The sequence below is a fragment of the Mucilaginibacter sp. OK283 genome, assembly GCF_900110415.1.
Taxonomy (GTDB): Bacteria; Bacteroidota; Bacteroidia; order Sphingobacteriales; family Sphingobacteriaceae; genus Mucilaginibacter.
Genome location: NZ_FODR01000001.1, coordinates 149,775 through 163,231, shown reverse-complemented (window position 1 = coordinate 163,231; position 13,457 = coordinate 149,775). Strand labels below are relative to the sequence as shown.

General features: G+C 42.3%; 14 protein-coding genes. 7 read left to right on the top strand and 7 right to left on the bottom strand.

The features are described 5' to 3' along the window. Positions 1 to 16 precede the first annotated feature (16 nt). Entirely contained in the window at positions 17 to 1,045 is a 1,029-nt protein-coding gene (locus BMX56_RS00800; protein WP_090638427.1) for a ferredoxin--NADP reductase, read from the top strand. 103 nt (positions 1,046 to 1,148) lie between these two features. Here BMX56_RS00800 and BMX56_RS00795 read toward each other — a convergent pair whose 3' ends face one another. From BMX56_RS00795 to BMX56_RS00780, 4 genes are all read right to left on the bottom strand, one after another. Beyond that, positions 1,149 to 1,976, bottom strand: a complete 828-nt coding sequence (locus tag BMX56_RS00795; RefSeq protein ID WP_090638423.1) for an N-acetylmuramoyl-L-alanine amidase — start codon at positions 1,974 to 1,976, stop codon at positions 1,149 to 1,151. Between the two features lie 121 nt (positions 1,977 to 2,097). After that, entirely contained in the window at positions 2,098 to 2,520 is a 423-nt protein-coding gene (locus BMX56_RS00790; RefSeq protein WP_090638417.1) for a VOC family protein, read from the bottom strand. 223 nt (positions 2,521 to 2,743) lie between these two features. Then, positions 2,744 to 4,720, bottom strand: a complete 1,977-nt coding sequence (locus BMX56_RS00785) for a M56 family metallopeptidase (protein WP_090638412.1) — start codon at positions 4,718 to 4,720, stop codon at positions 2,744 to 2,746. A 2-nt stretch (positions 4,721 to 4,722) separates the two neighbouring features. After that, positions 4,723 to 5,094: a BlaI/MecI/CopY family transcriptional regulator gene (locus tag BMX56_RS00780; protein WP_090638409.1), complete on the bottom strand. Its 372-nt coding sequence runs from the start codon at positions 5,092 to 5,094 to the stop codon at positions 4,723 to 4,725. Positions 5,095 to 5,260: 166 nt separating this feature from the next. Between BMX56_RS00780 and BMX56_RS00775 the strand changes: the two genes are divergently transcribed. Next, positions 5,261 to 6,664, top strand: a complete 1,404-nt coding sequence (locus BMX56_RS00775) for an MBL fold metallo-hydrolase RNA specificity domain-containing protein (RefSeq protein ID WP_090638405.1) — start codon at positions 5,261 to 5,263, stop codon at positions 6,662 to 6,664. Between the two features lie 159 nt (positions 6,665 to 6,823). Beyond that, positions 6,824 to 7,057: a hypothetical protein gene (locus tag BMX56_RS00770; protein ID WP_090638399.1), complete on the top strand. Its 234-nt coding sequence runs from the start codon at positions 6,824 to 6,826 to the stop codon at positions 7,055 to 7,057. An 85-nt stretch (positions 7,058 to 7,142) separates the two neighbouring features. Here BMX56_RS00770 and pyk read toward each other — a convergent pair whose 3' ends face one another. After that, positions 7,143 to 8,579 carry a pyruvate kinase gene (gene pyk / locus BMX56_RS00765; RefSeq protein WP_090638394.1) on the bottom strand — a complete coding sequence of 479 codons (1,437 nt, stop codon included), beginning with the start codon at positions 8,577 to 8,579 and terminating at the stop codon, positions 7,143 to 7,145. A gap of 66 nt (positions 8,580 to 8,645) precedes the next feature. After that, a complete protein-coding gene (locus BMX56_RS00760; protein WP_255369740.1) occupies positions 8,646 to 9,071 on the bottom strand; it encodes an IPExxxVDY family protein in 426 nt (141 codons plus the stop codon). A 147-nt stretch (positions 9,072 to 9,218) separates the two neighbouring features. Between BMX56_RS00760 and BMX56_RS00755 the strand changes: the two genes are divergently transcribed. The 3 genes from BMX56_RS00755 to rnc are packed head-to-tail and all read left to right on the top strand — an operon-like array spanning position 9,219 to position 11,464. Continuing rightward, positions 9,219 to 9,455, top strand: a complete 237-nt coding sequence (locus tag BMX56_RS00755; protein ID WP_031266521.1) for an acyl carrier protein — start codon at positions 9,219 to 9,221, stop codon at positions 9,453 to 9,455. 19 nt (positions 9,456 to 9,474) lie between these two features. Continuing rightward, on the top strand, positions 9,475 to 10,728 hold the full coding sequence (gene fabF, locus BMX56_RS00750; protein ID WP_090638389.1) for a beta-ketoacyl-ACP synthase II: 1,254 nt from the start codon (positions 9,475 to 9,477) through the stop codon (positions 10,726 to 10,728). A 10-nt stretch (positions 10,729 to 10,738) separates the two neighbouring features. Then, positions 10,739 to 11,464 (top strand): ribonuclease III, encoded by a 726-nt coding sequence (gene rnc / locus BMX56_RS00745; protein ID WP_090638385.1) that lies wholly within the window; start codon positions 10,739 to 10,741, stop codon positions 11,462 to 11,464. Between the two features lie 130 nt (positions 11,465 to 11,594). Here the strand turns inward: rnc and BMX56_RS00740 are convergent, their stop codons facing one another. Then, a complete protein-coding gene (locus tag BMX56_RS00740; RefSeq protein ID WP_090638381.1) occupies positions 11,595 to 12,371 on the bottom strand; it encodes a hypothetical protein in 777 nt (258 codons plus the stop codon). 196 nt (positions 12,372 to 12,567) lie between these two features. Between BMX56_RS00740 and BMX56_RS00735 the strand changes: the two genes are divergently transcribed. Next, positions 12,568 to 13,443, top strand: a complete 876-nt coding sequence (locus tag BMX56_RS00735) for a YicC/YloC family endoribonuclease (RefSeq protein WP_255369739.1) — start codon at positions 12,568 to 12,570, stop codon at positions 13,441 to 13,443. Positions 13,444 to 13,457: the final 14 nt, after the last annotated feature.

Here is a 13,457-nt window from a genome sequence, read left to right as displayed (position 1 = left end):
GCCGTTTTTTTAACATATGACCATCGATATACTAAAACTTAAAGTTGAGCAAATTAAGTGGGAAACTCCGGATACGGCCACCTTTTACCTGTCCAATTCGTCGGGCCCGCCTTTGCGTTATAAAGCCGGACAATTTCTGACACTGATATTTAACCACCGGAGCGAGGAAATCCGCAGGTCGTATTCCCTTAGTTCATCGCCAGACGAGCCACTGCTTTCCATCACCGTAAAGCGTATCAGCAACGGCGAAATTTCGCGCTTTATGCTTACTAAAATAAAGGTTGGCGATATGCTCAATGCCCTGGCGCCGGCGGGCAGGTTTATAGTGAGTGGTTATGAACAAGATAAATCTATATTATTTTTTGCAGGCGGCAGTGGCATTGCCCCTATATTTTCGCAGGTAAAATATATCCTGAACCGGGCAGGCAAAAGCCGGCTTACAATTATTTACAGCAGTCAGGATGCCAGCGCCATACTGTTTAAAAACGAGCTTAATCAACTGGCCATACAGCATGCCAATAGGTTTGCTGTTATCCACCTTCTAAGCAGCGAAGCCAATCGGCTAAATGCCGATAGGGTTGAAACCTTAACCCGGCAAATAGTACCCGCAAAACTTAAAAATGCCGAATTTTACCTCTGCGGCCCATTCCCGTACATGCGGATGATCCGCTTTGCGTTGATATATATGGGGATTGAACCCAGCCAGATCCGGAAGGAAAATTTTGTTTTAGAGACCGTAGCGGTAACCGGTTCCACTACCAATTTCCCTCCCCGTAACATCAGGATCAGATTCAAAGGCGAGTTGCATGATTTGCCCGTGGGCGAAAACCAATCTATTTTACAGGCTGCCCTGCAAAGCAATTTGCCCCTGCCCTATAGCTGCCGCAATGGTGTATGCTCTACTTGCATCGCCAGACGTGTTAGCGGCGAGGTGGAGATGGTCAAAAACGATGTGCTCACTAATACCGATATAGCCGCTGGCCTGGTACTCACCTGCACCGGGCACCCGGTAAGCAACAATGTGGAGATATCCTTTGATGAGTAGTTTATTGAGGCCAAAAGTGGAAAAACCAAAGAGCAGGGATAATAAATAAGGTTAGATAATAAAGCTCATTCTCCGGATCGATCTCCCAGGCCTTGTCTTTCTTTTAATATTTCCTGTACACATTGTATAATACATTCAAATCAAGCTGACTCATAACCGGGCTGTCCTCTACCTGTACAAAGTGGCGTTTAAAGGCGGTTATAGCAGCCTGCAGGTTACTGATATCGTAACCAATCAGGCGCAGCGCGGTAGCATAGTCAAAGTTGTCGGGCGGAAGCTCCAGCAGCTCATCGCTCCAGTATCCAAAACCTTTGGTTGCCAGCAACTTCCAGGGGAACAGTGGCCCCGGATCGGGCTTGCGGGCCGGGGCAATATCCTGGTGCCCGATAAAGTTGGCTGTTGGAATATTATAAGCTTTTTTAAGCTGTGCCAGCAGCGCCAGCAGGCTTTTTACCTGTACTTCATTAAAAGGCTCGTGCCCGTTGTTATCAATTTCGATACCTATAGAGCAGCTGTTCATATCGGTAATGCTGCCCCATTTGCTGATGCCGGCCTGCCAGGCGCGCAGGTAATCATTTAGCATGTGGTATACCTTGCCATCCTTGGCTACCACGTAATGGGCGCTCACCTGCGGCTTTACCAGTGTAAAAGTTTTGAGCGTTTGCTTGGCCGAATCCTGGGCCGTAAAATGGATGATCACATAGTTAGGCTTCCTGGCGTTAAAGTTCACCGTACCAACCCATTCGCTGGGTATCTGAACGCCCAGGCTATCCTGTAGCATGGCTGGCTGTTCACGGGATATCACTTCAAGTACTGAGTCTGTTTGATGTTTGTACACTTTGTTGGTAAGAGCGTAGGGCCCCTTAGGCGAGCAAGATGCCAGGCTGGCTGCTGCAGCCAGGGCCAGTAAAAAGTATGTGGTATTTTTCATGTACGGTAAGCTTAATGCTAAAGTAAGCAAATAACACTTAAGCCCCTAAGATGTTCAGTTGTGGCCCACAATGGCCAAACATGTTTCAAGAAAGTTTCCTATGTGGAGCACCATATAGCCATTAAAGTACCTGGTTAAACTCCAGCCGCTCGCCGTCTGGCCCGGTAATATTAAAATATTTACACCCATTTTTCCAAAACTGAAGAAACACCGGTTCGGGCTCTATCACATTAAACCCGGCTTCAGATATTACGTTGAAAGCTTCATCGATATCGGACACGTCAAAGGCCACATGGTCGATATGGCCGTTACCTCTTGCCCGGATTTCTGACAAGCCTGCCCCGGGTAGCTGGTACAGTTCCATTATCATATTGCCTCGTTGCATCATTACGCAGGTACCGGTGCCGCCATTGTCGGTAAAAGGTGCCTCCATTACCTTGTTAAACCCAAGCCGGCTGTAAAATAATTGGGAGGCAGTTACATCGGTAACAGGAATACCAATGTGTTGTATAGCGTTGATTGTTATATTGATGGCGTTGTTCATAGCAATAAGTATTTTGCTTTCAGGGTTTATAACGGTGCTAAGCTAAATTAAAAAGATTTAACCGGTAAATAACTCTAACCAGGTGCAATTCAAATTGCCGGGGGCATTAAACCAAAATATTGCCAGGTATTAGTCGATGATAGTGTTTTTTGAATAGTATAACCTGCGCGTATAATGCAACCATCAGCATACTTGAAATTTGCACATTCATAACCATCCACACCTATTTCTTGGTTTTTACCACCACAACGCCATTTTTTCCCTTGTCGCCCCAGAGGGTTATCGCGCTTTTGTCTTTCAAAACGGTTATTGATTCTATTTTATCAACGTCAAGCAGGTTAACTGCTGTTGCAGAGGATATTTCTCCATTCAGTACATAAAGCGGTTGATATTTATAATCGGCCTTCCCGGTTAAGCGTAATTGGTGCGATGCATTATCTTTAATTGTATCGCCTGGAGTTTCAACGCCTGTGTAAAACGGCGTGTTATCGTTTACTGATATTACTTTGCCAGTTTTAGTTCCGATAGATTTAATAGGGTGCTTATCATCGTTCAGTTTAAAGCTGATAGGTATGCTATATTGTACGCGCACCGTTTTACCGGCTTGCTTGCCTGGTATCCAATTGGGCGATAGTTTAAGTACCCTCATTGCTTCCTCATCCACATCAGGACTAACGCTCCTGGAAACCTTGATGTTTGATAATGTACCATCGGTTTCTATCACAAACGTACATATTACCCGCCCTTCTATTCCTTTTTCCCGGGCATCTTTTGGATACTTTATATTGGTGGCCAAAAATTTGCTTAATGCCTCAAAGCCGCCCGGAAAAGCAGGCAAATCAGATACAGTATTGTAAACGTCGGCAGGGGCGGCTACTGGTTGAGCTTCTGCTTTATTAACTTGGTTATCAAGTTCCAGTGCAAAACTTATCGGAACAGAGTATTGAGTTCGTACAGGTTTTCCGTTTTGCATCCCGGGCTTCCACCTGGGCGAGAGTGTAAGCACCCGGATAGACTCGGCATCTAACGAAGGATCAATTCCACGTAACGTTTTTATGTGCGATAGTGATCCATCTTCTTCGATAATAAATGAACAAAACTCTCTGCCCTGTATTTTTTTCTCCCTTGCATCTTGCGGATACCTGATATTCATACTTATGAATTTCATAAATCCGGGAACGCCGCCCGGAAACTCGGGCAATTGCTCAACCGACGAAAATACTTTACTCGTATCTTTTTTACTTGTATCTGCTTCGGTGCTTTTTCGGGCGTTTGCAAACGGCTGCCTGTCATCAGGCATCATGGAGGCCAGGCCTACCTGCGATGCCGGCATTATAAATATTTCCCTGGCCTTATTGTTGATTGCAGTAACTGTTTTGCTGTTATTAATGGTGGCCGAAGATAAAACCAGCATTAATATAAACAGGGGCGCCGAAAGGCCATATTTTATGAGCGAAATGCGTTGCGATTTGTTTTTTTGCAGCATCATAATGCGTTGTTTCAACAAACTATGATTAAAAAAAGGATTTACCAGCCGGTGTACCGGGCTGTTAAATGTTTGGCTCAACAGTAGCAATGCATAGTCGGCTTTGCTGGCGCCGGCTTGTACGGCCTGCCTGTCGGCAATATACTCGTGAATATGTTTAATAGCAATACGGTACAGGTAAACTACCGGGTTAAACCAGTTAATGATCATCACCATTTCTACCAGCAGCACATCGGCCGAATGCCATTGCTGCGCATGCACTTGCTCATGCGCTTCAATAACGGCATTATCCGGGCTATCTTCACTTAGCTTTACCGTTTTAAAAAAAGAATAAGGCACTTCGGCTTTGGGCATCCGCATAACGCGGCGTAGTTTAAACAACTGCCAGGTAAGCCTGGCCGATAAAATTAAAATGCCCGTTAAATACAAAAATGCCAAAATTTCGCCCATTTTAAGATGGCTGTTTTCTGTTGCACTAAACTGGTATTGAATTACGGGAATGCTATATATAGTATATTTTACCTGTTGGGTTATAAAAAGGTTTTGCACCCAATCGGCCTGTATAACGGGTATAAAAAATGACAGCAATGCCGCCGTGACAAGATAAATTCTGTTTAACTGAAAAAAGGTTTCCTTACGCAGCAACAAAACATAAAACACGTAAAACAAAACCAGGTAAATGTTTACCAGTAATAAATATTGCCACCAGCTCATCGCTATTTGTCTTTAAGTTTTTCAATCAGTTTCATGATCTCGTCAGCCTCTTTAAGGTCAATCTTCTCTTTTTTTACAAAAAAGGAAAGCATGCGGTTAACCGAATTATCAAAATATCCGCTCAATAATTTATCAGATGCAAAATCCTGGTATTGATCTTTACTTACTATCGGGTGGTATTGGTGGCTTTTGCCAAACGCCGTATGCCCTACAAAGCCCTTTGTTTCCAGTATCCTGATAATGGTTGATACCGTGTTATATGCAGGCTTAGGTTCGGGCAACATGTCAATCACATCTTTTACATATGCTTTTTCCAGTTGCCATAATACCTGCATTAATTGTTCTTCGGCGCGGGTTAACTCTTTAATTTCCATGTGCTTTGTGTAAAAATGCCAATGCTTATTTAAAATCGCAGTGGCTTGTCCAATTGGTTAATCTAAGTTATAAACTATAAACCAAAATAACAACTAAAAACTTAGTTTTGTTTTATTAAACATTAAATCGCCATCTTCGTTATGTATACTTTATACCCTATTATAAATGAATATAACCTTTCATGGCGCTGCACGTAACGTTACCGGCAGCAAACACCTTATCCGCTTAAAAGACGAAACCGCAATTTTATTAGATTGCGGCATGTTCCAGGGTATGGGCGATCAGTCTGACAACCTGAACGAGCATTTCGGTTTCAATCCTGAAAAGGTTGATTATATGGTACTGTCGCACGCGCATATAGATCATTGCGGATTGATACCCCGGTTGGTTGCCGAGGGTTATAATGGCCCGATCTATTGCACACCGGCCACTATGGATCTTACCCGCATCCTCCTGATGGATTCGGCACATATCCAGATGCAGGACGCGGAGTATAGCAACAAACACCGCGCACGCAAAGGGTTACCCTTGATTGAGCCACTTTACACGGATAAAGAGGCCATGGATGCGCTAAGGTTATTTAAGATTGTGGAATACAATGAAGAATTTGAAATAACCCCCCAGGTGAAGTTAAAGTTCACAGATGCCGGCCATATTTTAGGCAGTGCATCGGTACATCTGGCAATTACCGAGGATGCCAAACTTACCAACATCACTTTTAGCGGCGATGTTGGCCGTTATGACGACATGCTGCTGAACGACCCGCAACCGTTTGCCCAGGCCGACTATATTTTGCTGGAATCTACCTATGGCGATTCATTGCACAAAGACCAGGGCCCGATAGAGGAAGCTTTACTGGAAATTATTAAACAAACCTGCGAGGTAAAAGGGGGCAAGGTAATTATTCCGGCTTTTAGTGTCGGGCGTACACAGGAACTGCTATACGCATTAAATGCTTTGGAGCTAAAAGGCACACTTCCTGATTTGCGTTATTACGTAGATAGTCCGTTGTCTGAAAAAGCCACCGAAGTTTTAATGAACCACCCGGAGGTTTATAATAAACAGGTAAAGCAAGTATTAAAAACCGATGCCAATCCTTTTGGTTTTAAAGGATTGCGTTTTATCCAATCAACCGAGGAATCAAAGGCGCTGAATAACGATCCGCGGCCATCTGTTATCATCTCCTCATCGGGCATGGCCGAGGCTGGACGGGTGAAGCATCATATTAAGAACAACATTAACAATAATAAAAATACCATTTTGATGGTAGGCTATTGCGAACCCAATTCCCTTGGCGGCCACCTGCTTGCCGGCGACAGTGAAGTACATATTTTTGGCGAAACGTACCAGGTTAATGCCGAAGTTCGCTCGATAAGATCAATGAGCGCCCATGGCGACTATGAAGACCTCCTGCATTTTTTGGCCTGCCAGGATCCGGCAAAGGTAAAGGAGATTTTTTTGGTTCATGGAGAATATGATGTTCAGCAACATTTTAGCGTGAAGTTAAAGGAAAAAGGGGTTGCCCGGGTTGAAATTCCTTATCAGCATCAGCGGATAGAATTGAGGTAAGTTCATGCATTAAAATCATGCAATCACTTGCAATTGTGCACGGTGGTTGCTTTTTTATTTTTTTTTCCTTAATTTAGTTTTTAAAGTCGCCTACAAACCAATGACTTAAACAAACAAAGTACCAGCTTTGAATGTTTAAATCATCAATCACTTACATCTATGAAAAAATTCGACATACAGTACGCCGTAAAAGACAAACAGTTTAATTTAAATATCCGCACCAAAACCGATGCCGTCATCAAAGGTGTTTATTATTCGCTTTATATGCATGGAGTTTGGGTGGCCAATATTTATAAAACAAGTATGGAGCAATACAAAGCACTTTCATACACTAAGGACTTCCTCCAGCACGAACTTGATGCTATCGGGCAACAGATTGACATAGCCAACTGATAGCATTTTTATACCTCGTAAAAAAACAAAAGCGGGTAATGCATAAACATTACCCGCCGTTAATATTAGGCTGAGCCTTAATTATCTATTCAATAACGCTTACTTTAAGCATATTGGTTTTGCCTTGTTTAATAATTGGTACTGCTGCAGTGTTTATTACCACATCTCCAGCTTGTATAAGGTCTGCAGTTTTAAGTATATTATTTACATCGCTAATGGTATCATCTGTACTTTCCAATTTATCGTAGTAAAAAGAGCGTACGCCCCAAACCAGGCTAAGCGCATTAAGCAATTGCTTGTTCGACGTAAATATGTAGGTGCTTGCCTTAGGCCGGTGGCTTGATATTTCAAACGCGGTATAGCCAGATGTTGTCATGGATACAATACCTACCGCATCGGTACGTTGCGCCAGGTGCACTGCCGATTCGCAAAGCGCGTTACTTAAGTAATTTACAGCTGTAGGATCAACTTTCCCTTGTTTTGATGTATTATATGGATAGCCCAGCTCTTCTACATTGCGTACAATTTTGGCCATGGTTTCAATAACAATAATCGGGAACTCGCCAACAGATGTTTCGCCGCTTAGCATTACCGCGTCGGCACCATCAAGTACCGAGTTGGCCACGTCATTAACTTCGGCGCGCGTTGGGCGCGGGGTGGTAATCATTGATTCCAGCATCTGGGTAGCAACAATTACCGGTTTTGAAGCCGCGCGGCATTTGCGGGCAATCATTTTTTGCAGCAGTGGCACTTCTTCTAAAGGCATTTCAACACCTAAATCGCCACGGGCAACCATTACGCCATCGGTAGCGGCAATAATTTCGTCTATATTATCAATTGCTTCCGGTTTCTCAACTTTAGCAATAACCTTAGCGGCCTTACCGCTTTTGGCAATAATTTCTTTAAGTTCAATAATATCCTGTCCGGTGCGTACAAATGATAAGCCAATCCACTCTACATCATATTTTAACGCGAACTGCAGGTTAATTAAATCCTCTTCGGTTAAGCTGGGGATAGATACTTTGGTATTTGGCAGGTTAACGCCTTTACGTGATGTTAATATACCGCCGTGTACAACTTCGCACATAACAGTATCAAGCCTGTTTGTTTCAATAACCCTCAACTGCAGCTTGCCATCGTCTAATAAAATAATCTCATCAGCCTGTACATCCTGAGGGAAGGTATCGTAAGTGATATAAATCTGCTCGTCATTGCCAATACACTCCTGCGTAGTAATTTTTATTTGGGTTCCGTTTACTAAGTGGATACCGCCATCTTTTACCAAACCAATACGAATTTTAGGGCCTTGCAAATCGGCAAGGATACCTACATTGGTTTTATATTCGGCATTAATTTCCCTAATGGTATCAATAACGCCTTTATGATCTTCCGGGCGTCCATGCGAAAAATTGAGGCGGCAAACGTTTACACCAGCCTTTATCATCGCTAATAAAACTTCTTTTTTAGCTGATGCCGGGCCCATGGTGGCAACAATCTTAGTACGGTTATAGTATAATTTCATATTAATCGGGTTAAACTGGCACTGTATTCACATTAGGTGTGATACCAACACTTTTAAAATTTTGCGCTAAAATAACAGATTTTCCCGTGATTTTATTTTTTTCGGATCAATCTTTACTGCGGCAACAATTTCAGGTATTTTATTTAGGGTTGATATCAGGTTATCAAGGTCGGTATCATCAATATAATTACGCACCATCAAAAAATAATCGGCGCTCTTCATTTCGGGCACTAAATAGCCTTCAGAGCCTTTATTTCCTATAAAATAAAAATCTGTTTCGGTGGTTTCCCAGCTATAATAGTACTTCGAGAATAAAACGGGTTCGCTTCCGGGGTGGATATCAACAGACAAATCCTCAGTTTTAATAAAATTAAAATTTAAAAATTTGTTGATAAGATAACATACACGGTAATCTTTTAAAGAAGAAGTTACCGCAATAAGCACAAAATCAAAATCGATCTCAAACTTTAAAAATTTCCTGTTCAAAATCATTACTTTTACCGCATCAAAAATACAAATACAAACCGCTCCAATAAAATTTTGTTATCGAAATATATTGTAAAAGTTTTAGATTTGATTATTGACAGAATTTATTTTTCTTTGCACTGAATTTTTATTAATCATTAAACTATAAAGACTATGTCTGATATCGCTTCAAGAGTAAAAGCTATTATCGTAGAAAAACTGGGTGTTGACGAAAGTGAAGTTACACCAGAAGCGAGTTTCACCAATGACCTTGGTGCCGACTCGTTAGACACCGTGGAATTAATCATGGAGTTTGAAAAAGAATTTAACGTGGCTATTCCTGACGATCAGGCTGAAACTATCGGTACTGTAGGTCAGGCTGTTGCTTACCTTGAAAAAAACGTTAAATAAGACTCCCTAACTGGATTAAATGGAGTTCAAAAGAGTTGTAGTAACCGGGCTTGGAGCACTTACTCCAATTGGTAATACCGTTTCTGAGTATTGGAATGGCTTAATCAATGGGGTAAGTGGCGCTGCCTTTATTAAAAGTTTTGATACCACACATTTCAAAACTAAGTTCGCATGTGAAGTAAAGGGCTTTGATGCGGATGGTTTTTTGGGTCGTAAAGATGCCCGTAAATTAGATCCGTTTGTTCAATACGCGCTTTTCTCAACAGAAGAGGCAGTGAAGGATGCTGGTTTAGATTTCTCGAAACTGGATACCAGCCGTATAGGCGTTATCTGGGGTTCGGGCATTGGCGGTTTAAAAACGTTTTTGGATGAAGTTGTAAACTTTGCCAAAGGCGATGGCACCCCACGCTTTAACCCATTTTTTATTCCTAAAATGATAGCGGATATAGCCCCCGGCCATATCTCGATCAAATATGGTTTGCGCGGTCCAAACTTTTCAACAGTTTCCGCCTGTGCTTCATCAAACAATTCGCTTATCGATTCTTTTAACTATATCCGTTTGGGTAAAGCTAATATGTTCATCAGCGGCGGTTCTGAAGCAATCATTAACGAAGCTGGTATCGGTGGCTTTAACGCTATGCACGCATTATCAACCCGTAACGATGATCCGGCAACGGCATCGCGCCCGTTTGATTTGGACAGGGATGGTTTTGTGGCCGGCGAAGGCGCAGGTACTATAATTTTAGAAGAGCTGGAGCATGCAAAGGCCCGCGGCGCTAAAATTTATGCCGAAATGATGGGCGGCGGCATGAGCGCCGATGCTTATCACATGACGGCCCCACACCCTGATGGGCTTGGAGCCGCACTGGTAATGCGGTCGGCATTGGAAGACGCAAACTTAACCCCTGCAGATATCGACTATGTGAATGTTCACGGAACATCCACCCCAATAGGCGATCCGCAGGAAATTAAAGCGATACAGGATGTGTTTGGCGATGATATTTACCGTATAAATATCAGCTCAACCAAATCAATGACAGGTCACCTTTTAGGTGCTGCCGGCGCGGTTGAAGCTATTGCCTCTATATTGGCTTTACAGAATGGTATAATACCCCCTACTATTAACCATTTTACCGATGATCCTTCTTTTGACCCTAAAATTAATTTCACCTTTAATGCCGCGCAAAAAAGAGATATTAATATAGTTCAAAGCAATGGGTTTGGTTTCGGCGGCCATAATGCTTCTGTGATATTTAAAAAATACGTAGACTAATTGTGGTTTAATGCCTATCAGCCGGTTATACAAGCTTTATATATCGCCCAATAGAAAATATGTTAAGGTTTTAAATAATTTGCTCGGTTTCGTGCCGGGCAATTTGTCTTTATACCGGTTAGCATTCAGGCATAAGTCTGTTGCCCAAAACGTAAAAAAGGGGGTAAAGAACAGTAATGAACGCCTGGAGTTCCTGGGCGATGCCGTTTTAGGCAGTGTTGTAGCCGAAGTGCTTTTTAAACTATATCCCTATGAGGACGAAGGTTTCTTAACTGAGTTGCGGTCAAAAATTGTAAGCCGTAACAACCTTAATGCCCTTGGCCGTAAGCTTGGCTTCGATAAGTTGATTGAATACGATAGCCGCATGCTAAACTCCAGCAGGCAAGGCTCATTACTTGGCGATGCCTTTGAAGCGCTCATTGGCGCCGTTTATTTGGATAAGGGATATGATTTTACCAAAAGCTTTTTGATAAACCACATCATCAAATCGCACATAGATATTCATAAACTGGAGCAAACCGAAACCAACTTTAAAAGTAAATTAATTGAGTGGTGCCAGCGTCACGGCCGCGATATTACTTTTGAACTGGTAACCAACCAGGATGGCGAAAACACAAAACTGTTTACTGTACAGGCACTGGTTGATGGCGAAATAACAGGCTCGGGGAAGGAATTCAGCAAAAAAAATGCCGAGAAGCTTGCCGCCGAAAAAGCCTGCGAAACGTTGGGCATTTAACAATACTGTCGTGTCAACGATAAATTGACGGATTGTCGTTAGCCCAAAGTCTTAAGTTCTAAGTCGAAAAAGAAAAAATTTAACTTTAGGCTTGCGACTTAATACTGTTGACTTAACAATACCTCTTTCTTTAGTGTTGCCCCGGTTTTGATAGCTTGGTAGAATCTGGCTTAATAAACGTTGGCGAATTCAGCAATTCCAGTTTCTCTTTTTCCCCGCTGTTTTTGTAATAATCATACGATTTTTGGATGTGGCTTATCAGGTCGTAATCATTCCAGCCTTTCAATTCGTCGAATGTCGGCGTATAATAATTCATGAAACGCTGCGCCTCGGTATCTGATTTTACTTTGGTAACTTGTTTTACAAAATTGATATTATATCGCCTGTTTACCTCGGCCTGCTCAATTTCGCCTTTAGAGAACTGCGCAAAGCGTTTGGCCCTGTTTGGCGTTTGGCCAAAAAGCTCATAAATTCCTGTTAACGGATTGGTTATAAATGATGTTACAGGTGGTTTGCCGGCGTAAAAAGTGCCTTGTTTGCGGTAATCGCCCATAATTTCGTTAACCTCCTGCCGCTTGGTTTGGCCGGTAATTTTTACTTCGGCCAATACAATTTGGGGCTGCAGGTAAACAGGCATATCGCTGTTATTTAGTACCTCTATTTTTTGCGGTGTAAATTTTTCTTTCGAGAAAAGCAGCGTATCTCCAACAGAAACCTTGATAGAAAACCAGCCCAGGTCGTCGCTCATGATAGTGACGTTGGATTTTAAATCCTTGATCATTACCTGGCCAACACGCTCGGGTGTGCTTTTTTTAGATATCACCCCTTTTAGGGTAAATTCCTGTGCTGATGCATTTAAAACAAAGCAAAAGCAAACGAGTAACTGCAGGGTAAAACGAATGCGCATTAGTACAAATAAGAACGTAAATATATACAGAGTATTTTACACCAAGTGTGAAAAAGTGTTAAAGGTTGTGGGGAAGTCGGAAAGTCCGAAAGTCGGGAAAGTCTGAAAGAAGGAGCCTTGTGAGGCATTTTTTACCTTTTGGCCTTCCTGACTTTCCCGACTTTCGGACTTTCCGACTAAAACCCTATCTTTGCACATGATAAAATCCATGACAGGGTATGGAATTGCCAGTTTTGATTCGGGTAATACTAAATACACCGTTGAAATTAAATCCCTGAACAGTAAATTTCTTGAACTTTCGCTTCGTTTGCCTAAAATTTTCTCTGAAAAGGAATTTCAGCTGCGTAACGATTGCAGTAAACTGATTGAACGTGGTAAGGTAAACTTATCTATCAATGTAGAGCAGGTTAATGCCTCTGTAAAAGCAGCTGGTATTGATAAAGTGTTGCTTAAGCACTATTATCAGCAGCTTAAGGATGTAAGCGACGAGCTTAACGAACCTGCCGCCAACCTGATGCAACTTGCCTTGGGCTTGCCCGAAGTTGTTAAATACGACGAGGAAACGGTATCTGAAGATGAGTGGAAGCAGGTTGAAAAAACCTTTCAGCAGGCTATGGCTGCTTTTCAGCAATTCAGGGCCGATGAAGGCAATGTGCTGGAGAATGATGTAAAATACCGCATTGGCATCATCCTTAAAAACCTTGAACTGGTTGAACTGGAAGACCCTAAACGGATACCGCTGATTCGCGAAAGGTTGAATACTTTCCTGGCGGAAGCCACCAATCGTGAAGCCATTGATCAAAATCGGTTTGAGCAGGAGCTTATTTATTACATAGATAAGCTGGATATCACCGAAGAAAAGATTCGCCTTAAAACCCACTGCGAATACTTTATCGAAACCCTTAAAAATGCTGATGCCAATGGCAAAAAGCTTGGTTTTATTTCGCAGGAGATAGGCCGGGAAATCAATACCCTTGGCTCAAAAGCCAACGATGCTAACATCCAAAAACTGGTTGTAGGTATGAAAGAAGAATTGGAAAAAATTAAAGAACAACTTTTAAATGTATTATAGTTCATAGTTGATGG